Annotated in this window: 18 protein-coding genes; 12 read left to right on the forward strand and 6 right to left on the reverse strand. The window is 70.7% G+C overall.

Annotation, left to right across the window (positions count from 1 at the left end):
• Positions 1-194: 194 nt before the first annotated feature.
• Both fdhD and ACWDSJ_RS14455 read right to left on the reverse strand, forming a co-directional pair.
• Complete coding sequence (gene fdhD / locus ACWDSJ_RS14450) at positions 195-1,010, reverse strand: formate dehydrogenase accessory sulfurtransferase FdhD (RefSeq protein WP_450032179.1); 816 nt, start codon at positions 1,008-1,010, stop codon at positions 195-197.
• Positions 1,007-3,301, reverse strand: a complete 2,295-nt coding sequence (locus tag ACWDSJ_RS14455; RefSeq protein ID WP_450032181.1) for an FdhF/YdeP family oxidoreductase — start codon at positions 3,299-3,301, stop codon at positions 1,007-1,009. The genes fdhD and ACWDSJ_RS14455 overlap by 4 nt, the downstream gene beginning before the upstream one ends.
• A gap of 134 nt (positions 3,302-3,435) precedes the next feature.
• On the opposite strand from ACWDSJ_RS14455, the gene ACWDSJ_RS14460 reads away from it, so the two are divergent.
• On the forward strand, positions 3,436-3,837 hold the full coding sequence (locus ACWDSJ_RS14460) for a hypothetical protein (RefSeq protein ID WP_450032182.1): 402 nt from the start codon (positions 3,436-3,438) through the stop codon (positions 3,835-3,837).
• Here the strand turns inward: ACWDSJ_RS14460 and ACWDSJ_RS14465 are convergent.
• Positions 3,747-5,246: an MFS transporter gene (locus tag ACWDSJ_RS14465; RefSeq protein WP_450032184.1), complete on the reverse strand. Its 1,500-nt coding sequence runs from the start codon at positions 5,244-5,246 to the stop codon at positions 3,747-3,749. The two genes, ACWDSJ_RS14460 and ACWDSJ_RS14465, sit on opposite strands and share 91 nt — an antisense overlap.
• A 75-nt stretch (positions 5,247-5,321) precedes the next feature.
• On the opposite strand from ACWDSJ_RS14465, the gene ACWDSJ_RS14470 reads away from it, so the two are divergent.
• Together ACWDSJ_RS14470 and ACWDSJ_RS14475 are read left to right on the forward strand one after the other, a co-directional pair.
• Positions 5,322-5,765, forward strand: coding sequence for a MarR family winged helix-turn-helix transcriptional regulator (locus ACWDSJ_RS14470; RefSeq protein ID WP_387367093.1), 444 nt, complete (start codon positions 5,322-5,324; stop codon positions 5,763-5,765).
• Positions 5,766-5,833: 68 nt separating this feature from the next.
• Positions 5,834-6,628, forward strand: coding sequence for a VOC family protein (locus tag ACWDSJ_RS14475; RefSeq protein ID WP_450032187.1), 795 nt, complete (start codon positions 5,834-5,836; stop codon positions 6,626-6,628).
• Positions 6,629-6,635: 7 nt separating this feature from the next.
• On the opposite strand, the gene ACWDSJ_RS14480 is transcribed toward ACWDSJ_RS14475, so the two are convergent.
• The 3 genes from ACWDSJ_RS14480 to ACWDSJ_RS14490 all read right to left on the reverse strand — a co-directional run bounded on the left by ACWDSJ_RS14480 (position 6,636) and on the right by ACWDSJ_RS14490 (position 9,532).
• On the reverse strand, positions 6,636-7,187 hold the full coding sequence (locus tag ACWDSJ_RS14480) for a DinB family protein (protein WP_450032189.1): 552 nt from the start codon (positions 7,185-7,187) through the stop codon (positions 6,636-6,638).
• A 97-nt stretch (positions 7,188-7,284) separates the two neighbouring features.
• Positions 7,285-8,811, reverse strand: a complete 1,527-nt coding sequence (locus tag ACWDSJ_RS14485; RefSeq protein WP_450032191.1) for a glycerol-3-phosphate dehydrogenase/oxidase — start codon at positions 8,809-8,811, stop codon at positions 7,285-7,287.
• A 130-nt stretch (positions 8,812-8,941) separates the two neighbouring features.
• On the reverse strand, positions 8,942-9,532 hold the full coding sequence (locus tag ACWDSJ_RS14490; RefSeq protein WP_387367081.1) for a TetR/AcrR family transcriptional regulator: 591 nt from the start codon (positions 9,530-9,532) through the stop codon (positions 8,942-8,944).
• 113 nt (positions 9,533-9,645) lie between these two features.
• On the opposite strand from ACWDSJ_RS14490, the gene ACWDSJ_RS14495 reads away from it, so the two are divergent.
• From ACWDSJ_RS14495 to rpmA, 9 genes are all read left to right on the forward strand, one after another.
• On the forward strand, positions 9,646-11,223 hold the full coding sequence (locus tag ACWDSJ_RS14495; protein WP_450032499.1) for an FAD-binding oxidoreductase: 1,578 nt from the start codon (positions 9,646-9,648) through the stop codon (positions 11,221-11,223).
• Positions 11,220-12,209, forward strand: coding sequence for a diacylglycerol kinase family protein (locus ACWDSJ_RS14500; RefSeq protein ID WP_450032194.1), 990 nt, complete (start codon positions 11,220-11,222; stop codon positions 12,207-12,209). The genes ACWDSJ_RS14495 and ACWDSJ_RS14500 overlap by 4 nt, the downstream gene beginning before the upstream one ends.
• Before the next feature lie 205 nt (positions 12,210-12,414).
• Positions 12,415-15,108 (forward strand): valine--tRNA ligase, encoded by a 2,694-nt coding sequence (locus tag ACWDSJ_RS14505; RefSeq protein ID WP_450032195.1) that lies wholly within the window; start codon positions 12,415-12,417, stop codon positions 15,106-15,108.
• A gap of 68 nt (positions 15,109-15,176) precedes the next feature.
• Positions 15,177-16,550 (forward strand): bifunctional tetrahydrofolate synthase/dihydrofolate synthase, encoded by a 1,374-nt coding sequence (gene folC, locus ACWDSJ_RS14510; RefSeq protein WP_450032501.1) that lies wholly within the window; start codon positions 15,177-15,179, stop codon positions 16,548-16,550.
• Positions 16,547-16,948, forward strand: a complete 402-nt coding sequence (locus tag ACWDSJ_RS14515; protein WP_450032197.1) for a DUF4233 domain-containing protein — start codon at positions 16,547-16,549, stop codon at positions 16,946-16,948. The genes folC and ACWDSJ_RS14515 overlap by 4 nt, the downstream gene beginning before the upstream one ends.
• Before the next feature lie 47 nt (positions 16,949-16,995).
• Positions 16,996-17,412, forward strand: a complete 417-nt coding sequence (gene ndk / locus ACWDSJ_RS14520; RefSeq protein ID WP_387367069.1) for a nucleoside-diphosphate kinase — start codon at positions 16,996-16,998, stop codon at positions 17,410-17,412.
• 480 nt (positions 17,413-17,892) lie between these two features.
• Complete coding sequence (locus ACWDSJ_RS14525; protein ID WP_450032198.1) at positions 17,893-21,684, forward strand: translation initiation factor IF-2 N-terminal domain-containing protein; 3,792 nt, start codon at positions 17,893-17,895, stop codon at positions 21,682-21,684.
• Positions 21,685-21,945: 261 nt separating this feature from the next.
• A complete protein-coding gene (gene rplU, locus ACWDSJ_RS14530; RefSeq protein ID WP_067593338.1) occupies positions 21,946-22,257 on the forward strand; it encodes a 50S ribosomal protein L21 in 312 nt (103 codons plus the stop codon).
• 47 nt (positions 22,258-22,304) lie between these two features.
• Positions 22,305-22,571 carry a 50S ribosomal protein L27 gene (gene rpmA / locus ACWDSJ_RS14535; protein ID WP_387367061.1) on the forward strand — a complete coding sequence of 89 codons (267 nt, stop codon included), beginning with the start codon at positions 22,305-22,307 and terminating at the stop codon, positions 22,569-22,571.
• Positions 22,572-22,663: the final 92 nt, after the last annotated feature.

The following is a 22,663-nucleotide window of genomic DNA, read 5'->3' on the forward strand; positions in this document are numbered from 1 at the left end:
CGTAGAACGACCGGTGTCCGCGAACAAGAGCGCGGGTCCGCGAACGAGCGCGCGGGTCCGCGAACGAGCGCGCGGGTCCGCGAACGAGCGCGCGGGTCCGCGAACAAGAGCGCGGGTCCGCGAACGAGCGCGCGGGTCCGCGAACAAGAGCACGGGACCACGAACAAGAGCGCGGGCCCGCGAATCCGGCTGCGTCAGCGCGGCTTCAGCCGATGCATCCCGGAATACACGTTCATCGTCTCCCCGCGCAGGAATCCGACCAGTGTGAGCCCGGATTCGACGGCCAGATCCACCGCCAGCGAACTCGGCGCCGACACCGCCCCCAGCACCGGAATCCCCGCCATCACCGCCTTCTGCGCCAGCTCGAACGACGCCCGCCCGCTCACCATCAGCACGAGATCGTGTGCGGGAACCCGGTTCTCCCGCAACGCCCACCCGATCACCTTGTCCACCGCGTTGTGCCGCCCCACATCCTCGCGGACCGCGAGCGGCGTGCCGTCCACGGTGAACAGCCCGGCCGCGTGCAAACCCCCGGTGGCGTCGAAAACCCTTTGCCGCGAACGCAATTCGTCCGGCAACGCGGCCAGCACCTCGGTGTCGACGAGCGGCCCGTCCGCCGGAATCGGGAACCGCGTCCGCGTGCGCACCTCGTCGAGCGCGGTCTTCCCGCACAATCCGCACGCGCTCGTGGTCAGGAAGCCGCGCGCCGTGATCGGCGTGGGCGTGCGCAGATGGATGTCGAGCACGTTGTAGGTATTGCGCCCCTCGGCGTCGGTCCCCGCGCAGTAGCGCGCGGAGACGATGTCCTCCCGCGCCCCGATGATGTTCTCGCTCAACAGGAATCCGTGCGCGAGATCCACATCGTCGCCGGGCGTGCGCATGGTGACGGTCAGCGAGCGCCCGTCGACCCGCAACTCCAGCGGCTCCTCCACCGCCAGGGTGTCGGGTCGCTGCGCGACTCCGGCGGGGGAGATGCGCGTGGTCTTGCGGCGCGCGGTCACCCGGCTCACGCCGACGCCCGTTCCAGCCGGATGGTGACCGCCTTGGACACCGGGGTGTTGGACCGCTCGGCCACGTGATCCAGCGGCACAAGGGGATTCGTCTCCGGGTAGTAGGCGGCGGCGTTCCCGCGCGGCGTCGCGTACGGCACCAGCCGGAACCCGCCGACCCGCCGCTCGCTCCCGTCGACCCACTCCGACACCAGATCCACCAGCTCGCCCTCGGCGAAGCCGAACGCGGCGATATCCTCCGGATGCACCAGAACGACCTTGCGCCCGTGGTGAATTCCGCGATACCGGTCGTCGAGCCCGTAGATGGTGGTGTTGTACTGATCGTGGCTGCGCAGCGTCTGGAGGATCAATCGCCCGGGCGGCACCGGCAACCACGCCAGCTCGTTCACCGCGAAATTCGCCCGGCCCGTCCCCGTGCGGAACTCGCGGGCGTCGCGCGGCGGATGCGGCAACTGGAAACCGTTGCGCTCCCGTACTTTCCGATTGTAATCCGCGCATCCGGGCACGACCCGGCCGATCGCGTCGCGGATCGTGTCGTAGTCGCCGCGGAACCGCTCCCACGGCACCGGATGCTCCGGCCCGAGCAGCTCCCGCGCCAGCTCGCACACGATGGCGACCTCGCTGCGCAACTCCGCGCCGACGGGCGTGAGCCGACCGGTCGACAGATGCACCATCGACATCGAATCCTCCACCGACACCTGCTGTCCGACCCCGCCCTGCACGTCCCGATCGGAGCGCCCGAGGGTCGGCAGGATGAGCGCGGTGCGCCCGTGCACGACGTGGCTGCGATTGAGTTTCGTGGAGACCTGCACGGTCAGCTCGCATCCGCGCAGCGCCGCCTCGGTGACCGCGGTATCGGGCGTGGCGGATACGAAATTGCCGCCCATCCCGAAGAACACCTTCGCCTTCCCGTCGCGCATGGCCCGGATCGCGGCCACGGTGTCGTAGCCGTGCCCGCGCGGGCTGCGGATGCCGAACTCGGAATCCAGTGCGGCGAGGAAACTCTCGGGCATCTTCTCCCAGATCCCCATGGTCCGGTCGCCCTGCACGTTGGAGTGCCCGCGCACCGGGCACACCCCCGCGCCGGGTTTGCCGATCATGCCGCGCATCAGCAGCACGTTGGTGATCTCCTCGATGGTGGCGACCCCGTGCCGCTGCTGGGTCAACCCCATCGCCCAGCAGACGATGGTCGCCTTCGAGTCGGCGAGCAGGCGCGCGGTGCGTTCGAGTTGTGCGCGGGTGAGGCCGGTGGCCTCCTCGACCAGGTCGAGATCGACCGCGCGGGACTGCTTCTCGAATTCGGCGAAACCCACGGTGTGCGCGTCGACGAAGGCGCGGTCCACGACCGTGCCGGGCGCGCGGTCCTCGGCCTCGAACAGCAGCCGCGCCAGCCCCCGGAACAGCGCCATATCGCCGCCGAGCCGGATCTGGAGGAAGTCGTCGGCGATGGTGACGCCGGTGGTCAGGCCCTTGAGCGTCTGCGGGTCGCGGAAGCCGATCAGACCGGTCTCGGGCAGCGGGTTGACCGCGATCACCGTGGCGCCGTTGGCCTTCGCGGTGGCCAGCGCCGACAGCATCCGGGGATGGTTGGTGCCCGGATTCTGCCCGGCCACCACGATCAGGTCCGCCGCCGCGAAATCGTCGATCGACACCGAACCCTTGCCGATGCCGATGGACGAACTCAGCGCGGCGCCCGAGGACTCGTGGCACATGTTGGAGCAATCCGGCAGATTGTTGGTGCCATAAGAGCGCACGAGCAGTTGGTAGAGGAAGGCCGTCTCGTTGGCGGTGCGCCCGGAGGTGTAGAAGACGGCCTCGTCGGGAGATGCCAAGTCGCGCAACGTGTTCGCGATCAGCCGGTACGCGTCGTCCCAGGCGATGGGGGAGTAGTGCGTGTCGCCGGGCCGCAGCACCATCGGATGGGTGAGCCGTCCCTGCTGGCCCAGCCAGTAGCCGGACTTGTCCGCGAGATCGGCGAGGGAGTGTTCGGCGAAGAACTCCGGGCCGACCGTGCGCAGCGTGGCCTCCTCGGCGACGGCCTTGGCCCCGTTCTCGCAGAATTCGGCGGGTCGGCGATGCCCGGTCGGCTCGGGCCACGCGCACCCCGGGCAGTCGAAGCCGTGCCGTTGATTGAGCCGGGCCAGCGTGCGCGCGGTGCGGACGACACCCATCTCCTCGACCGCGCGCTCGAGTGCCACGGCCACCGCCTCGACGCCCGCGGCCCGATCCTTGGGCGGCGTGATCGTCACCCGGGTCTCGTCGATGTCGCTGGTCGGCGCGTCACGATGCATAACGCCATCGTCCTCTTTTTGTCGCTTGCCCGGCAATCGAGCGTTTCCGCCCCCGGTTGCCCGCGTGTCGAGCGAGGATGGAGGCCGACCCGCGGGCGACGGCCGCCCGGGAATCGAGATCGAACAGGATGCACATGACCAGCAGGATCGGAGCAGCACTCCTCGGCGGCGCGCTGGGCGCGGGCGCCCTCGCCCTCGCCGCGCCCGCCGACGCCGCGGTGACCCAGCTCGGCGCCGGATCGGACGTGAGCTTCGGCTCGGCCACCAACTACGGCACGGGGTGCCACTACGGCTTGCAGGCCCGGGTGACCGATCCGGTCGGCCGCGTCGCCTTCTTCGACAACGGCCAGCTCATCGGCTGGGCCCGTTCCGGTTCGGCCACCTCGGTCATCGACTGGGTGCCGACCACCCAGGGGCAGCACATTCTGGCCGCGGTGCAGGAGGATCAGTCGCCCGACATCCCGGCGGCCACCTTGGAGCTGTCGGTCGGGCAGGGCATCAACGTGCTCGGCTCCTGCATCGTGACCGGCGGCTGAGCCGACTCCCGGCGCAAACCGAACAGGGCCGCGAGCAGCGTGGCCGCGCACGCGCCCGCCCCGACCCAGAACGCCACCGTGAACTGGCCCTCCTGCGGCAGCGGCAGCCGCGGCAGGAGCTTGGCGGTCAGCAGCGTCGTGATGATCGCGCTGCCCAGTGAGCTGCCGACCGTGCGGGAGATGGAGTTGATGCCGTTGGCGATGCCGCTCTGATGATGCGGCACCGCCGCGGCGATCAACGCGGGCATGGCCGCGTACGCCAGGCTGATCGCGACGCCGACCACCACCCCGGCCCAGATCACCGAGCCGGTGTCGTCGTGCGCGAGCGCCATCCAGGCGAATCCCGCCACCCCGACCAGTCCGGCCAAGGCCAGCACGAGCCGACCGCCGATCCGGCCCACCAGGATCCCGCCCAGCGGCGCGGCCGCCATGGAGGCGAGCGCGGTGGGCAGCAGATATTCCACCGAGGCCCGCAGGATCGACGCCTCGAACCCGTAACCCGTTGCGTGCCTTGGCATCTGGGCCAGATACGAAATGCCCATGAACAGCAGGAACATGGCGAAGCCGACGAACATCCCGGCGAGGTTGGTGAACAGCACCGGCCGGTGGGTGAACATGGCGAGGTCCACCAGCGGCGCGGCCACCCGGCGTTCGATGAGCACCCACGCCACCGCGAACACCACCGCCGCGGCGAAGCAGCCCAGCGTCGCCGCCGAGGTCCAGCCCCACTCGTGACCCTGCGAGATCGGCAGCAACAGCAGGACGAGGAATCCGCCCAGCGCCGCCGCGCCCGGCAGGTCCACGCTGCCCGGATGCCGGGTCCCCGTCGCCGGGACGGCCACCGCGGCCGCGACGAGCGCCAGCACCGACAGCCCGGCCGTGAACCAGAACACCACGTGATAGTCCGGATGCGCGCCCTTGGTCAGCAGGCCGGTGGTCACCAGGCCGAGCCCGCCGCCGAAGCCGAGCGTGCCGCTCACGATCGCCATCGCGTGATGCAGCCGGGCGGCCGGGACCTGTTCGCGCAGCATGGCCAGCGCGAGCGGGAAGATCGCGGTCGCCACGCCCTGCAACGTGCGGCCCACCAGCAGCGTCCCCAGCGAATTCGCCAGCGCCGACACGACCGAACCGATCGCCGCCACCACCAGCACGACCAGCAGCGTGGGCTTCTTGCCGTACAGATCCCCGACGCGCCCGAGCAGCGGCGTGCACACCGCCGCGGACAGCAGCGTCGCCGTGGTCACCCAGCTCACCGAGGTGGTCGAGACGCCCAGATCGGTGGCGATGAGCCCGAGGATCGGCACGGCCTGGGTCTGCATGACCGTCACGATCATCGCCGCGAAGGCCAGGACGCCGGTCAGCAGCGAACCCTTCGATTCGGCCACGAGCACCTCCAGATGCTTGAACATAGATAAGTTTGAAGTCCTCAAGCATCTAAGGCTTCAAAGATCGTCGATGTCAATCGTGGAGGTAGGATCGCGACTATGAGCCCGGCCACAAGCCGAAGCGCGCTGTCATTGCTGATCGCGCGCTTCGTCACCGCGTACATGCACGACTTCCTCACCGCGGCCGAGGAACACGGGCTCACGCTGACGCAGGCCAAGCTGTTGCTGGCGTTGAACGAGCCGCCGGGGGAGCTGCCCATGCGGGCGCTGGCCGCGCAGCTGGCGTGCGACCCGTCGAATCTGACCGGGGTGGCCGACCGCATGGAGACGCGGGGGCTGGTGCGCCGCACGGTGAATCCGTCGGATCGGCGGGTGAAGTATCTGGCCCCCACCGACGAGGGCCGCGAGCTGGCCGACCGGATCCGGGCCGCGCAGGTGCGGACCTACAAGGCGCTGGCCGAACTCACCGGGGACGAGGAGGCGCTGCTGGAGGGGATGCTCGACCGGCTGGTGCCGAAACTCGAGGCGCGCGACGACCACTGAGGCGATGAATTCCGGGCGCGCGGGCCGTCGGAGTAGGTGAGCAACATCCCCTCCCGAGAGGAGTCGTCATGACCTACACCTTCAGGCCCGGAGATCCGTGCTGGGTCGAGCTTTTCACCCCCGACGCCGAGCGGGCCGTCGAGTTCTACGGTGAGCTGTTCGGCTGGACGGCCGATATCGCCGAAGAGTTCGGCGGGTACATCACCTTCCGCAAGGACGGCAACGCCGTGGCCGGGGGGATGCGCAACGACGGCTCCGACGGCGCGCCGAACCAGTGGACGGTCTACCTGGCCGCGCCCGACGCCAAGGCCATCGCCGACGCCGCGCCCGACCACGGCGGTCGGGTTCTGTACGAGCCCATGCCCGTCGGTGACCTGGGCACCATGGCCGTGCTGGCCGATCCGAGCGGTGCGAGCGTCGGCGTGTGGCAGGGCGGGGTGCACCCCGGGTTCGGCAGCTTCGGCGTGGCCACGGGCGGCGTGTGGAGCGACCACGTCGACTACCCGACCTGGTTCGAGCTGCACACCCACGACTACGACCGGGCGCTGAGCTTCTACCGCGAGACGTTCGGCTGGCAGGACCCGTTCACCGTCTCGGACTCGCCCGAATTCCGTTACACCACAATCCATTCCGAGTCGCCCATGCTCGGCGGCGTGATGGACGCGACGCCCTACGAACCCGCGGGCTCGCCCAGCGGCTGGAAGATCTACTTCGGCGCCGAGGATGTCGACGCGGCGGCGAAGAGGGTGGTGGAACTCGGTGGCTCGATCGAGATGGAGCCGCAGAACTCCCCGTACGGGCGGCTGGCCGCGGTGGTCGATCCGTCCGGCGTCCGCTTCAGCCTCGGCGGTAACCCCCGCTGAGTCGATCTCAGAGCCCGACGGCCCCGTCGATCCGTTCCCGCAGCAGGTCGGCGTGGCCGTTGTGGCGCGCGTACTCCTCGATCATGTGCGCCAGCACCCAGCGCAAGGAGACCGGGCCCAGCCACGAATCCTCGCCTGTCACATCGAGATTCGCGGCTCGATCGGTGAACTCCTCGGCGAAGGCGACCTCCGCGCGCCAGGCTCGCCAGGCGGCGTCGGCGGTGTCCGGGGTGGCGTCGTCGAAGTCGGCGTCGGGCCGGTCGGGGGTCGAGAAGTGCGGCGGGGCCGGTTCACCGGCGAGCACCCGCCGGAACCAGCGGCGTTCGATATCGGCGAGGTGCCGGACGAGGCCGAGCAGCGACAGCGCCGAGGGCGGTACCGAGCGGAGTGCCGAATTCTCGTGCAGCCCTTCACATTTCAGCACCAGCGTCTGTCGTTGACCGGCGAGGATCTCGGTGAGCACCTGCCGCTCGTCACCGGTGGTGTGGCGCCGGGTGCGGGGGTCGGCCGCCTCGGGCACGAACATCTCGACGCGGCGCGCGGGTGCCGGATCGGTCACGGGGCCGCTCCTTTCTCGGGGCCTCCCGAGCCTACGGGCCTTCCGGTCTCGCCGCGAAGTCGACCATCGGCCACCCAGCGCCGCTTTCGGACGCGGGTCAGCGGGCCTCGGCGAGCGCGGCTTCCGCGGCGGGGAGGGCGGCGGCTCGGTCCTCGGCGACGAGGCCCAGGCGGGTGCGGCGGTCGAGGAGGTCGGCGGGGTCGAGGGCGAGTTCGTGTGCGACGGCGTAGGCGAATTCGGCGCGGAGGACGTCGAGGCCGGGAGCGACGGGTTCGGCGAGGGCGGGGTCGCGGCGGGCGAGGTCCATGACGATCGTGGCCTCGCTGCCGTAGCGCTCCACCAGCAGCGGTGGGGCGGGCACGCGGTCGCGGGCCGCGCCGGATACTGCCCCCACCAACGGGATTCGCGCGGTGCGGCAGGGGCCTGCGGTCAGCCGGGCCTGGGTCACGGCGGCGTCCACGGCGTCCTCGGCCATCCGGCGGTAGGTGGTGAGTTTGCCGCCGACGATGGTGAGGGGCGCGCCCGGGGCGCGCAGGACGGCGTGTTCGCGGGAGATGTCGGCGGTGCTTTCGTCGGCGGTGCGCAGCAGCGGGCGCAGGCCCGCGAACCGGCCGCGGATATCGTTGCGGCGCAGGGGTTCTCGGAGGACCGTGTTGACGGTGTCGAGCAGGAAATCGATCTCGGCGTCGGTCGGTTCGGGTTCGTCGGGCACCGGGCCCGGCGCGTCCTCGTCGGTCAGGCCCAGGTAGACCCGCCCGTGTGCGGCGGGGAAGGCGAACACGAAACGGCTGGTGCTGCCGGGAATCGGGACGGTCAGCGAGGCCGATAACCCGCCAAACGCCGCCGCGTCGAAGACCAGATGCGTTCCGCGGCTGGGCCGCAACGAGATTCGCGGATCCACCTGATCCGCCCACACCCCCGCGGCGTTGATCACGATCCGGGCGCGGACCTCGAGGGTCTCCCCGGACACCGTGTCCCGCAACACCGCCGAATTCTCCGTCACCCGGGTCGCCTCCACCCGGGTGAGCACGCTCGCCCCGTGCGCCGCCGCCGTCCGCCCGATCGCCACCACCAGCCGCGCGTCGTCGGTGAGCTGCCCGTCCCACGCCACCAATCCGCCCCGCAACCCCGCTCGCCGCAGAGTCGGCGCCATCCGCACCGCCTCGGCCGCCGCCACCCGCCGCGACCGCGGCAACACCCCCGCCGACGTCCCCGCGCTGCGCCGCAACACATCCCCCGCCGCGAACCCCGCCCGCACCAGAACCCGCTGCGCCCCACCGACATTAGGCAACAACGGCACCACCTGCGGAATCGACCGCGTCAAATGCGGCGCCGTCCGCGCCAACAACACATCCCGCTCGATCGCGCTCTCCCGAGCGATCCCCACCCCACCACTCGCCAGATACCGCAACCCCCCGTGCACCAGCTTCGAACTCCACCGACTGGTCCCGAACCCCAAATCCCGCCGCTCCACCAATACGGTCCGCAACCCCCGCGCAGCCGCGTCCAACGCCACCCCCACCCCGGTAACCCCACCCCCCACCACGAGCACATCCACAACCCCCCCGTCCCCCAACCCCCGCAACTCCCGCCCCCGCCGCTCCGCATTCAACACCGCATCCATGACCACTCCCATCCAAATCCCGACGATTACCCGCTCACCAACCCCAAGTCGCACCCTTTATTCGGATCCGCACCCGTTGTAAGGCCCTGTAAGGGGTGCGGATTCGAACAAAGGGTGCGGCTGGGGTCGTTTACGTGGGGTGGAGGTAGCCGTCGAGGGCGTGGGTGAGTTCGGTGTCGAGGGTGGGGGCGTCGAGGAAGGGGGCGACGGTGGTGGCGGATTGGACGGCCGACTGGGCTATGAGGAGGAGCATGGTGGCCATCTGGTCGGGGTCGCCGGGGCGGATGCTGCCGTCGCGGTGGCCCTCTCGGATGAGGGCGGCGAACAGCAGGATCAGTTCGCGTTGGTTGCGGCCCAGGCGGCCGAAGACGTAGGTGAGCATCAGGTCGGTGTCGGTGCGGAAGATCTTGGCGAACAACGGGTTCGAGCGCAGCGCGCCCGCGCCGCGGACCACGCCGTCGACCAGGCGGGTGCGGGCGGGGCCCGTGACGGGGATGGTGCGGCCGACGATGCTCCGCATCTCCCGCACGAGCAGGTCCGCGATCAGGACCCCGGTGTCGGGCCAGCGGCGGTAGACCGTCGGACGGCTCACGCCCGCGCGGCGCGCGACCTCCGTGAGAGTCGTTCTGCGCACGCCGAATTCGGCCACGCAGGCGCGGGCCGCGTCGAGAATCGCCACGTCCGTGGCGGACAGATCCTCCGGCGGTTCACTCGCGGTCATCGCACACCTCTCGTTACTGCTTGACATTCTATGTCAGACTGTAACGCATGACCGAGACGAGTGTGCCGGGTTCTTCCCATCCGATACCGGGCGAGTCGCCCGAACCTCCGAGTATGGTGTGGAACGCCTGGGGCATTCCGTCCGGACATGCGCCGCTGCCGGAGCAGATCCGCGCGTTGCTGGCGCAGGTGTTCGGGGTGTCCGGTGAGCCGGTGGCCCGTCGCGATGAGGGCGACGTGCCGCTCCGCGACTCCGCGTTGACGGCGGAGCGGCTGGCGGAGCTGTCCTCGGTGGTCGGTGCGGACCATGTGTCGATCGACCACCGGGACCGGCTGTTGCACGCGGGCGGCAAGAGCACCCTCGACCTGTTGCGCCGCCGCGCGGACGGTCCGCAGGACGCCCCCGACGCCGTCGTCTTCCCCGCCGATCACGACGAGGTGCTGGCCGTGCTGGCCCGCTGCGCCGCCGCGCGAATCGCGGTGGTGCCCTTCGGCGGTGGCACCAGCGTGGTCGGCGGCGTCGATCCGGCGCGCGGCGAATTCGAGGCGGTCGTCGCGGTGGATCTGCGGCGGTTGGACACGCTCGTCGATGTTGATCCGGTCAGCCACACCGCCACACTCGGCGCGGGGCTCACGGGTCCGCGGGCCGAGGCGCTGCTGGGCGCGCACGGGCTGTCGCTGGGCCACTTCCCGCAGAGTTTCGAATTCGCCAGCATCGGCGGGTTCGCGGCCACCCGCTCGTCGGGGCAGGCGTCGGCGGGCTACGGCCGCTTCGACGACATGATCCAGCGGCTGCGCGTGGCCACCCCGAGCGGCACGGTCGAGCTCGGCCGCGCCCCGGCCTCGGCCGCCGGACCGGATCTGCGCGAGCTGTTCGCCGGATCGGAGGGCACGCTCGGCATCGTCACGGAGGTGACGCTGCGCGTGCATCCGATCCCGGAAACCGTTGCCTACCAAGCGTGGTCGTTCCCGGACTTCGCCACCGGTGCGGCCGCGCTCCGGACCGTGGTGCAGACCGGCGCCGCCCCGACCGTGCTGCGCCTGTCCGACGAGGCCGAGACCGGACTCAACCTGGCCCGGGCCGGTGACATCGGCGGCGCGCCCGTCACCGGGTGCCTGGCCGTCACCACCTTCGAGGGCACCGCGGCGCACGTGCGGGCGCGCGCCGCGGAGGCGGGCGAACTGCTGGCCGCCGCCGGGGGCGCCGCGCTGGGCGAGCAGCCCGCCCGCGACTGGGAACACGGCCGCTTCCGCGCCCCGTATCTGCGCGACGCGCTGCTCGACGTCGGAATCCTGTGCGAGACACTGGAAACCGCGACGAACTGGTCGAATCTGAGCGCGCTCAAGGCGGCGGTCACCACCGCGCTCACCGAAAGCCTCACGGCGCAGGGCACACCCGCGCTGGTGATGTGCCACATCTCGCACACCTATCCCACCGGCGCCTCGCTGTACTTCACCGTCGTCGCCAAGCAGGCCGACGATCCCCTCGACCAGTGGCTGCGTGCCAAACGCGCCGCGAGCGAGGCCATCCTCGCCGGCGGCGGCACGATCACCCACCACCACGCCGTCGGGGCGGACCACCGTCCCTGGCTCGGCGCGGAGATCGGCGAGATCGGCGTCCGTGTGCTGCGCGCGGTGAAACAGGCGATCGACCCCGTCGGAATCCTCAACCCTGGGAAGCTGATCCCGTGAGCGTGCGATCGGTCCTGCTGGTGACCAACCCCCTGTCCGGCCACGGCAAGGGCCTCACCGCCGCCGCCCCGGCGCGCGCCCGCCTCACCGAGCGCGGCATCCGGGTCACCGAGGTCCGCGGCGCCACCGCGGCGGAATCCACCTCCCTCATCCGCGCCGCCCTCACCGGCGACGACCCGCCCGACGCCGTGGCCTGCGCGGGCGGCGACGGCCTGATCTGCATCACCCTGCAAGCCCTCGCGGACAGCGGGGTCCCCCTCGGCCTGATCCCCGGCGGCACCGGCAACGATCTCGCCCGCGAACTCGGCATCCCCGACCACGACCCGATCGCCGCCGCCGACATCATCGCCGCGGGCCGCACCCGCCCCATCGACCTCGGCCTGATCGAGCCCGGGCCGCGGCCCGAAACCCGACCGTCCCTCGGAACCGGGCGGGGGGAGGCGCGCGAGCCGGAATTCGGCGGGGACCCCCTCCCCGAACCGCTGCGCTTCGCGACGGTCGCGGGCACCGGGTTCGACGCGCGAGTCACCTTGCGCGCCAACAGGATGCGGTACCCGAAGGGGCCGTTGCGGTACACCCTGGCGGCGGTCGCCGAACTCGCCGGTGGGCTCGCGGTGCCCTATCGCATCGAATTGGCCGGGGCCACAGGGCAATCGGAGATCGTGGAGACCGACGCGATCATGGTGGCGGTGGGCAATACGCACAGCTACGGCGGGGGAATGATGATCTGCCCGGACGCGGTGATCGACGACGGGCTGCTCGAGGTGAGCGTGATCGGGGCGATGTCGCGGCTGGAGATGATGCGGCTGCTCCCGGCGCTGTCGGCGGGGAAAAGGGTCGATCATCCCGCACTGCGGCAGTATCGGGCGGCGGCGGTGACGCTGCGCGCGCCGGGAGCGCCCGCGACCGCCGACGGCGAACCGGCGGGGCGGTTGCCCGCTACGTTCCGCGCGCTTCCGGCCGCCCAGCACATCCTCGTACCGTGATCGGTTGTGGCCGGTCCCAACGACAACCGCGTGCAAACACTCACCCAGACAACGGATTCGGGCAAAACCTGAGAATTCCATATGGATTCTTCGGCCGCGCGCGGATCGGCGGTAACCTGAACATGTGAGCGGGGTTTTCGGTGTCCCTCATCCGCCGAAAACCCCGCTCTTCGGGTCCTCACCCCCTCTTCCTTAGAATCGCACGGTGACCAGCACAGCCCCTGAGAACTCACGTAATCGTGCCGATGCCCTCCCCAAGAGCTGGAACCCCGGCGAGGTAGAGGGCCAGCTGTACGAGCGCTGGGTAGCCGCTGGTTACTTCGCGGCCGACGCCACCAGCGACAAGCCGCCCTACTCGATCGTGCTGCCCCCGCCCAATGTGACCGGCAGCCTGCACATGGGCCACGCGCTCGACCACACCCTCATGGACAGCCTCACCCGCCGCAAGCGCATGCAGGGCTACGAGGTGCTGTGGCTGCCCGGCATGGACCACGCGGGCATCGCCACCCAGACGGTCGTGGAGAAGCAGCTCGCCGTCGACGGCAAGACCAAGGAGGACTTCGGCCGCGAGCTGTTCATCGAGAAGGTCTGGGACTGGAAGCGCGAGTCCGGCGGCCAGATCCAGGGCCAGATGCGTCGCCTCGGCGACGGCGTGGACTGGAGCCGCGACCGCTTCACCATGGACGACGGCCTGTCCCGCGCGGTGCAGACCATCTTCAAGCGGCTCTACGAGGCGGGGCTCATCTACCGCGCCGAACGCCTGGTGAACTGGTCGCCGGTGCTGAAGACCGGCATCTCCGATCTCGAGGTCGACTACAAGGACGTCGAGGGCGAACTCGTCTCGCTGCGCTACGGCTCGCTGAACGACGACGAACCGCACGTGATCGTCGCCACCACCCGCGTGGAGACCATGCTCGGCGACACCGCGGTCGCCGTGCATCCCGACGATCCCCGGTACAAGGATCTGATCGGCACCACCCTCCATCACCCGATCACCGGGCGTCAGATCCCGATCGTCGCCGACGACTACGTCGACCCCGAATTCGGCACCGGCGCGGTCAAGATCACCCCCGCGCACGACCCCAACGACTTCGAACTCGGCCTGCGCCACGGCCTGCCGATGCCGACGATCATGGACGAGAGCGGCCGGATCACCGGCACCGGAACCGAATTCGACGGCATGGACCGGTTCGAGGCGCGGGTCAAGGTGCGCGAGCGCCTGGCCGCCGAGGGCCGCGTGGTCGCCGAGAAGCGGCCCTACGTGCACAGCGTCGGCCACTCCGAGCGCAGCGGCGAACCGATCGAGCCGCGGCTGTCGATGCAGTGGTGGGTCAAGGTCGACGCGCTGGCCCGGGCCGCGGGCGACGCGGTTCGCAACGGCGACACCGTGATTCACCCCCCGAGCCTGGAACCGCGCTGGTTCGCCTGGGTCGACAACATGCACGACTGGTGCATCTCGCGGCAGCTGTGGTGGGGCCATCGCATCCCGATCTGGTACGGGCCGGAGGGCGAGGTCGTCTGCGTCGGACCCGACGAGCGGGCGCCCGAGGGGTATGTGCAGGACCCGGACGTGCTCGACACCTGGTTCTCCTCGGGGCTGTGGCCGTTCTCGACCATGGGCTGGCCCGACTCCACCACCGAACTGTCCAAGTTCTATCCGACCAGCGTGCTCGTCACCGGCTACGACATCCTGTTCTTCTGGGTGGCGCGGATGATGATGTTCGGCACGTTCGTCGCCGAGGACACCGCGCTGACCGCGGGCAAGCCCGCCGGGCAGAAGCAGGTGCCGTTCCGGGATGTGTTCCTGCACGGGCTGATTCGCGACGAGCACGGCCGCAAGATGTCCAAATCGCGCGGCAACGGCATCGACCCGCTGGACTGGATCGACGAATTCGGCGCGGACGCAACGCGTTTCACGCTCGCCCGCGGCGCGCAGCCCGGCGGTGACCTGTCGGTGGGCCCGTCGCACGTGCAGGCGTCGCGCAACTTCGTCACCAAGCTGTTCAACGCCACCAAATTCGCCCTGCTCAACGGCGCGGAGCCCGGTGCGGTCGGCGACCGCGCGGAACTCACCGACGCCGACCGCTGGATCCTCGACCGCCTCGACGAGGTGCGCGGCGAGGTGGACGCGGCGTTCGACCGGTACGAATTCGGCAAGGCGTGCGAGGCGCTGTACCACTTCGCCTGGGACGAATTGTGCGACTGGTACCTGGAATTGGCGAAGGTGCAGTTCGCCGAGTCCGAGGCGCGCGCCGAGCGCACCCGCCGGGTGCTGGGCAGCGTGCTGGATTCGGTGCTGCGCCTGCTGCATCCGGTGATCCCGTTCGTCACCGAATCGCTGTGGCTGGCGCTCACCGGCGGCGAGTCGATCGTCGTCTCGGCGTGGCCGCAGGCGAGCGGGGTGCCCGCCGACGCCACCGCGGCCCGCCGCATCGCCGACGCGCAGCGGCTCATCACCGAGATCCGCCGCTTCCGCAGCGATCAGGGCCTGACCGACAAGCAGAAGGTGGCCGCGAAACTGATCGGCATCGAGGCCGCCGACCTGTCCGGGTTGTCCGCGGAGATCGCGAGCCTGGCCCGGCTGACCGAACCCGGTCCCGACTTCTCGGCGACCGCCTCGGTGGAGGTGCGGCTGTCCGAGCGAACCGTCACCGTGGCGCTCGACACCTCGGGCGCGGTCGACCTGGACGCCGAGCGCCGCCGCCTCGAGAAGGATCTCGCCGCCGCGCGGAAGGAATTGGCCGGTACCACAGCCAAACTCGGCAACGAGGCGTTCCTCGCCAAGGCGCCCGACGATGTGGTGGCCAAGATCCGCACCCGTAAACAGGTCGCCGAATCCGAGGTCGAGCGCATCGGCGCCCGGCTCGAGGAGATCGCGCGGATGGCGGACAAGCAGTGAGCGAGGAGCCGCAGCACGGCAGCGCCGAACGGTTGCACTCCGGGCCGTCGCCGGTCGAACTCGCCGAGATGGCGCTGGTCGAGGCCGAACTCGACCAGCGCTGGCCGGAAACCAAGATCGAACCGTCGCTGGCCCGCATCGCCGCGCTGATGGATGTGCTGGGTTCCCCGCAACAGGGCTACCCGGCCATCCACATCGCCGGAACCAACGGCAAGACCTCGGTCGCCCGCATGATCGACGCGCTGCTGACCGCCCTGCACCGGCGCACGGGTCGCGTCACCAGCCCGCATCTGCAACTGGCCACCGAGCGCATCGCGATCGACAACGCGCCCATCGCGCCCGGCCGGTACGTGGAGGTCTACCGCGAACTGCTGCCCTACATCGAGATGATCGACCAGCAGTCCGAGGCCGCGGGCGGTCCGCGGATGAGCAAGTTCGAGGTGCTCACCGGCATGGCGTACGCGGCCTTCGCCGAGGCGCCCGTGGACGTGGCGGTGGTCGAGACCGGACTCGGCGGGACCTGGGACGCGACCAATGTGATCGACGGTCAGGTCGCGGTCATCACCCCGATCGGCTTGGACCACACCGACTATCTCGGCCCCGATCTCACCTCGATCGCGGGGGAGAAGGCGGGCATCATCAAGAAGGCTCCCGCCGACGCGCTCGTGCCCCGCGACACGGTCGCGATCATCGGACAGCAGGAGCCCGAGGCGATGGAGGTGCTGCTGCGCCGCGCGGTCGAGACGGATTCGGCTGTGGCGCGGGCCAATTCGGAGTTCCGGCTGGTGTCGCGGCGGATCGCGGTCGGCGGGCAGGTGCTCGAGATCCAGGGGCTGGGCGGGGTCTACGACGAGATCTTCCTGCCGCTGCACGGCGAGCATCAGGCCCAGAACGCCGCGCTCGCGCTGGCCGCGGTGGAGGCGTTCTTCGGGGCGGGCGCGCAGAAGCAGCTCGACATCGACGCCGTGCGCGCCGGATTCGCGAACGCGATCAGTCCCGGCCGGATGGAACGGATGCGCAGCGCGCCGACGATCTTCATCGACGCCGCGCACAACCCGGCCGGGGCGCGGGCGCTGGCCGCCACGCTCGCCGACGAATTCGACTTCCGCAAGCTGGTCGGGGTGGTCGCGGTGCTGGGCGACAAGGATGTGGCGGGGATCCTCGAGGCGCTCGAGCCGGTGTTCGAGGAGATCGTGGTGACCACCAACGGTTCGCCGCGGGCCATGGACGTCGACGATCTCGCGAATCTGGCCGTGCAGCGGTTCGGCGACGAACGCGTCGTCACGGCCGCGACCCTGCCCGACGCCGTCGAGACGGCCATCGCCATCGCCGAGGAGGCGGGCGACACCGGGGAGCCGGTGTCGGGGGCGGGCATCGTCATCACCGGATCGGTCGTGACCGCGGGCGCGGCGCGCTCGCTGTTCGGAAAGGACCCCGCATGAGCGCACAGCCCGTTCCGCCCCCGGCCACCGATCCCTGGAAGGGCCTGCGCGGGGTGATGGCCGGGGCGCTGGTGCTCGAGGCCATCACCGTGCTGCTCGCGCTGCCGGTCGTCGGCGCGGTCGGCGGCGGGTTGAGCTGGTGGTCGGTGCTGTATCTGGTCGGCGTCGCCGCGCTCATGATCGTCGGGGCCGGGATGCAGCGGCGGCCGTGGGCGATGGGGCTGAATTGGGGTGTGCAGGCGCTGGTCCTGCTCGGCGGGTTCATCCACCTGTCGATCGCGGTGATCGGCGTGGTGTTCGTGGCGGTGTGGGCGTTCATCCTCGTGCTGCGCTCGGACGTCAAACGCCGCATGGACCAGGGTCTGCTGCCCAGTCAGCGCGTCCAGAAGGAGACCTGAGCGTTCCGGTTCGGTTTCCGGCGTGTGCGACGGTTAGAGTTGCGCGCGTGACTGAGCAGACGTTGGTACTCATCAAGCCGGACGGGGTCGCCCGGAACCTGATTGGTGAGATCATCACCCGCATCGAGCGCAAGGGCCTGAGGTTCGCGGCGTTGGAGCTGAAGCAGGTGCCGCAGGAGCTCGCGGCGGCCCACTACGCCGAGCACGCCGAGAAGCCGTTCTACGGTTCGCTGATCGAGTTCATCACCTCCGGCCCGGTCGTCGCGGCCGTGCTCGAGGGTCCGCGCGCGGTCGCCGCGTTCCGTCAGATCGCGGGCGGCACCGATCCCGTCGAGAAGGCCGTGCCCGGGAGCATTCGCGGTGATTACGCCCTCGAGACCCAGTTCAACCTCGTCCACGGCTCCGACTCGCCCGAGTCCGCCAAGCGGGAGATCGCCCTCTGGTTCCCGGATTTCTCCCAGTAACGACAGTCTCGTCCGGACCGCCGATGAGCGTCGGTGGCGAACGCGCGCCCGTACATATGGGATACTGGCCTTGGAAGTGATCGACGCCCGCCGTTTGCGGCAGGCGACGGACGCATCCGATGGCACCGCGGTTCGACGCCGATCATCGCTGCCCCGGACGGTTACCAAGACTCGGCTGTTCGGCGGCACGCTGGATGAGCGCTCGAATCAGGTGTTGAAGCCAACAGCCAGGCGCCGCGTGACCAGTTAGCCCGACCGACGAACGACAACCGGCCACGCGGGGCGAGACCACTGACCTCGCGCCCTCAGGGGCGTGGGGCGAAGACAGTGCCCCCGCGTCGGCCGCGTCACACTCGTTCGAATGGGACGCGCCCGGGGGCCCGAGGAGATTTCGTGGCCGATCAAGAGCCGCAGGAAACGTCGCAGAGTAATGGTGAACACGCTTCGAACGAGGCGATACGGGCAGGGGAGGCGGCGCAGTTGCCCGAACGTATCCGGGTCCACGCGCTGGCGAAGCTGCTGGGCACCACGAGCAAGCGCATCCTGGCCCACCTGACCGAACTGGGCGCCGAGGCGCGCAGTCCGCAATCGAGCCTGGACCGTACCGTCGCCGAATCCGTGCGCGATGCGCTCGGCCCGGCCGACCCAGCGCAAACCGGTGCCCCGCAAGCCGAGTCCACGCAGACAGAAACCACACCGTCCGAGAGCGCGGCGGCCCCCCCGCCCGCATCCCCCGAGCCCGCCGCGGCCGAGGACCCGGGAAGCCCGAGTGCGCGGCCCGAATCCGCGCAGGCCCAGGTCGAGGAGGCCCGGCCCGACAACGCGCAGGCCGAGAGCGCGCAGCCTGAGAAGGCGCAGGCCGAGAGCGCTCAGCCTGAGAGCGCGCGGACCGCGGGCGCGCAGCCTGAGAACGCGCGGGCCGAGAGTGCTCAGCCCGAGAAGGCTCGGGCCGAGAATGCTCAGTCTGAGAAGGCTCGGGCCGAGAATGCTCAGCCTGAGAAGGCGCAGGCCGAGAGCACCCAGCCCGAGGGCACCCAGGCCGAGAACGCCCAGGCCGAGTCGACCCGCGCCCGGACCGCGCAGCCCGCGTTCGCCCAGGCCCGGCCCGAATCGGCTCCCGAGCGCGCGGAGCAGACCGAACCTCCGGCCCGGAGTGCGCAGCCGGAGTTCACCCGGAGCGCCCCGCAGCCCGAGGCCGAATCCCGCCCGGCGACAGGGGGGCAATCCGAGTCCTCCCGCACGTCCTCGTTGTTCACCAGCCCGTTCCACGCTCCGGCCGCGCCCCCGGAACCCGTCGTGTTCGAGCCCCCGGCCGTCGTCGCGGCCCCGCTGTTCCTGCCGCCCGACGCCACCCGGGCCGAGGAGATCCGGCGCAGGCTGCGGGCCGAGCGCGAGGCCAAGGTCGAGGACGACACGCCGCGCGCCGAGGAGCAGGCCCCCGAGGCACGAACCCCGGAACGGAAGCAGGACAAGCCCGCCGAACCGGCCGCCGAGGACACCGACTCCGATTCGGACTGGGACGACGATCAGGAGCACGGCTCCGACGAGCGCGGCGACGAGGGCAACCGGTCCCGTCGCCGTCGCCGCGGCCGCCGGGGACGCGGACGCGGCCGGGGCGAGCAGCACTCCGACGCCGACGACAACGACTCCGACGACACCGACGAGCAGGGCACGGCCGAGGACTCCTCCGACGCCGACAACGAATCCGCCGAGCAGCGTTCGGAGTCCGACGACTCCGACGACGGCGACGACTCGTCGCTGCCCGACGGCTCGACCCGCCGTCGCCGTCGCCGTCGCCGCCGCAAGGCCGGTGAGGACGGCGACACCGACTCCTCCTCCGACGACGATCCGCCGAACACGGTCGTGCACGAGCGCGAACCGCGCAACAAGCGCCGTGCCGTCGACGAGGTGCAGGGCATCACGGGTTCCACCCGGCTCGAGGCCAAGCGCCAGCGCCGCCGCGACGGTCGCGAGGCCGGTCGCCGCCGCCCGCCGATCCTGACCGAATCGGAGTTCCTGGCCCGCCGCGAGGCCGTCGACCGCGTGATGGTCGTGCGCGAGAAGACCTTCCCTGAGCACCCGAGCGCCACCATCCAGGTCGCCGTGCTCGAGGACAACATCCTCGTCGAGCACTTCGTGACCAGCACCGGCCAGGCGTCCATGGTCGGCAACGTCTACCTCGGCAAGGTGCAGAACGTGCTGCCGAGCATGGAGGCCGCGTTCGTCGACATCGGCCGCGGCCGCAACGGCGTGCTGTACGCGGGCGAGGTCAACTGGGAGGCCGCCGGGCTCGGCGGCAAGGAGCGCAAGATCGAGCAGGCGCTCAAGCCCGGTGACACCGTCCTCGTGCAGGTCAGCAAGGATCCGGTGGGCCACAAGGGCGCTCGCCTGACCACCCAGATCAGCCTCGCGGGCCGCTTCCTGGTCTACGTGCCCGGCGGCACCTCGACCGGCATCAGCCGCAAGCTGCCCGACACCGAGCGCAAGCGCCTCAAGGAGATCCTGCGCGACATCGTCCCGCAGGACGCCGGGGTGATCATCCGCACCGCGTCGGAGGGCGTGAGCGAGACCGAGCTGGCCCGCGACGTCGAGCGCCTCCAGGCCACCTGGAAGACCATCGAGGACCAGTCCAAGAACGGCTCGAACGCCCCCAAGACCCTCTACGAGGAGCCCGACCTGCTGGTCAAGGTCATCCGTGACCTGTTCAACGAGGACTTCTCCAAGCTGGTCATCGAGGGCGAACGGGCCTGGACGACCGTCGAGAACTACATCCGCACGGTCGCGCCGGACCTGCTGACCCGCATCGAGCGCTACGACGGCGGCAATGTCGACGTCTTCGGCAGCTTCCGCATCGACGAGCAGCTGGCCAAGGCCCTCGACCGCAAGGTGTGGCTGCCCTCGGGCGGCACCCTGGTCATCGACCGCACCGAGGCCATGACCGTCATCGACGTCAACACCGGCAAGTTCACCGGGGCAGGCGGCAGCAACCTCGAGGAGACGGTCACCCGCAACAACCTGGAGGCGGCCGAGGAGATCGTGCGCCAGCTCCGGCTGCGCGATATCGGCGGCATGATCGTGGTCGACTTCATCGATATGGTGCTGGAGTCCAACCGGGATCTGGTGCTGCGCAGGCTGACCGAATGCCTGGGCCGCGACCGCACCCGGCACCAGGTCTCCGAGGTCACCTCGCTGGGTCTGGTGCAGATGACCCGCAAGAAGCTGGGCACCGGCCTGGTGGAGGCGTTCTCGACCACCTGCGAGCACTGCCACGGCCGCGGCATCGTCGTGCACAACTACCCCGTCGAGACCGCGCCCGCCGAGGAGGGCGCGGGCCGTCGCGAGGGTCGCCGTCGCCGCAAGGAGAAGGAGAAGGCGGTCGTCGCGCCCGCCGCTCCCGCCCCGCAGCCGGTGCCCGAGCTGACCGAGGAGGAGGCCGCGGCCAAGCGCGCGCATCCGGTCGCCCTGGCCATGGCCGCCCATCAGGCCGAGGAGGCGGCCGCCGCGGCCGCCGCCGAATCCGAGGTCGCCGCGGTGGCGGCCGAGGCGGTCGCGGACGCGGTCGCCGAACAGCTCGCCGGGGACGTCGAGGTCGTCTCGGAAGGCGGTGCGGCACACGAAGATTCGGCCGCCGAGCAGATCCGCCCGACCGGGCGGGGCGGTCGCGCCGCCCGCGCGGCCCGCCGGGCCCTGCGCCGGGAGTCCCGCGCGGAGGCGGTGGCCGTCGAGAACGCCTCGCGGACAACGGATTCCGAGGGTCGCGACGAAACCGTCGCCGCGAGTTCGGATTCTGCGAGCGAGCCGACCGGCCGGGTCGCCCCCGACGCCGAGCCGTCTCGGTCGGAGCGCGAATCCCGTTCGGCCGCGGTCGAATCCGGTCACGCCGACTCGGCGGCCGGAAGCGCGCGTCGCGAGCCCGCGGTCAACGGCGCTGCCGAATCCGTGGGCGAGCATCGCGATGCCGAACAGACCGTGGCCGCCGCGGTGGCCGAGGCCCGCGCGGCCACCCATGTCGCCACGCCGGATCCGCACACCCCGGCCGCGGGCGAGCGGGCGGCCGAGACCGCCCGGCGCGGACGCCGTCGCGTGGCCCGCACGGCCGCGGCCCCGAGCGCCGACAGCTCGGGCGCGGTGTTCGTGCTCGGCAGCGACGATCGGGAGCAGGGCCCGAGCTTCTCGCTCGACGAACTGGCCCCCGCCGAGGTGACGCCGCGGCAGCGGCCTCGCCGCCGGTCCGCCGGACGGGCCGCGGGCGCGCCGGAACAGAACGACTGAACGGTTCGCGTTCCGGTGCCCCGTCGACGAGTTCGGCGGGGCACCGGCCGTTTCGGGGCCGGTTTGGTTCCCGAGCGGGCTCTCCTGTAATCTTGGACAGTCGCTGCCCGGTGGCAGCAGTCTGCTGCGCACGCCATGCGCCACCAGGCGCCGAGGCGGCGGTATTACCAGACCACTTGCGGCGGTTTCCGGTGTGAACCGGCAGGCGCGCCGCGCGAAGCCAAGTGCCGAGCACTAGTAGAGAAAGAGGGCAGCCGACCGATGGCAACGTACGCGATCGTCAAGACCGGCGGAAAGCAGTACAAGGTCGCGGTCGGTGACCTGGTGAAGGTCGAGAAGCTCGAGGGTGAGCCGGGCACGGCCGTGTCGCTGGAGCCGGTGTTGGTCGTCGACGGCGCCACGCTGACCACCGACAAGGACGCGCTGGCCAAGGTTTCGGTGTCCGCCGAGGTGGTCGATCAGACCAAGGGCCCGAAGATCCGCATCCACAAGTTCAAGAACAAGACCGGCTACCACAAGCGTCAGGGCCACCGTCAGAAGCTGACCGTCCTGAAGGTCACCGGCATCAAGTAAGCGACTACGGGGTCCCCGCACCCCCTGGTACGAGGAGTTCAACAGCTATGGCACATAAGAAGGGTGCGTCCAGCTCCCGTAACGGTCGCGATTCGAACGCGCAGCGGCTCGGCGTCAAGCGCTTCGGCGGCCAGGTCGTCAAGGCCGGCGAGATCCTGGTTCGCCAGCGCGGCACCCACTTCCACCCCGGCGTGAACGTCGGCCGTGGCGGCGACGACACGCTGTTCGCCCTCGCGGCGGGCGCGGTCGAGTTCGGCACCAAGCGGGGCCGCAAGACCGTCAACATCGTGGTCCCGGAGCCGGCGCAGGCCTGAGCCGCGCCGGAGCCGTCCGACACACTTCGAAGCGGGTCAGGGTGACAGACACCCTGGCCCGTTTTCCTGTTCCCAGCCGACCTGGCCCGCTG

The organism is Nocardia sp. NPDC003482, from assembly GCF_053588115.1.

Excerpts from the sequence above, each read along its gene's own strand:
- ACWDSJ_RS14455 (WP_450032181.1), bottom strand. The coding sequence starts at position 3,301 with ATGCATCGTGACGCGCCGACCAGCGACATCGACGAGACCCGGGTGACG.
- ACWDSJ_RS14460 (WP_450032182.1), top strand. The coding sequence starts at position 3,436 with ATGACCAGCAGGATCGGAGCAGCACTCCTCGGCGGCGCGCTGGGCGCG.
- ACWDSJ_RS14465 (WP_450032184.1), bottom strand. The coding sequence starts at position 5,246 with ATGTTCAAGCATCTGGAGGTGCTCGTGGCCGAATCGAAGGGTTCGCTG.
- ACWDSJ_RS14470 (WP_387367093.1), top strand. The coding sequence starts at position 5,322 with ATGAGCCCGGCCACAAGCCGAAGCGCGCTGTCATTGCTGATCGCGCGC.
- ACWDSJ_RS14475 (WP_450032187.1), top strand. The coding sequence starts at position 5,834 with ATGACCTACACCTTCAGGCCCGGAGATCCGTGCTGGGTCGAGCTTTTC.
- ACWDSJ_RS14485 (WP_450032191.1), bottom strand. The coding sequence starts at position 8,811 with ATGGATGCGGTGTTGAATGCGGAGCGGCGGGGGCGGGAGTTGCGGGGG.
- ACWDSJ_RS14490 (WP_387367081.1), bottom strand. The coding sequence starts at position 9,532 with ATGACCGCGAGTGAACCGCCGGAGGATCTGTCCGCCACGGACGTGGCG.
- ACWDSJ_RS14495 (WP_450032499.1), top strand. The coding sequence starts at position 9,646 with ATGGTGTGGAACGCCTGGGGCATTCCGTCCGGACATGCGCCGCTGCCG.
- folC (WP_450032501.1), top strand. The coding sequence starts at position 15,177 with ATGGCGCTGGTCGAGGCCGAACTCGACCAGCGCTGGCCGGAAACCAAG.
- ACWDSJ_RS14515 (WP_450032197.1), top strand. The coding sequence starts at position 16,547 with ATGAGCGCACAGCCCGTTCCGCCCCCGGCCACCGATCCCTGGAAGGGC.
- rplU (WP_067593338.1), top strand. The coding sequence starts at position 21,946 with ATGGCAACGTACGCGATCGTCAAGACCGGCGGAAAGCAGTACAAGGTC.
- rpmA (WP_387367061.1), top strand. The coding sequence starts at position 22,305 with ATGGCACATAAGAAGGGTGCGTCCAGCTCCCGTAACGGTCGCGATTCG.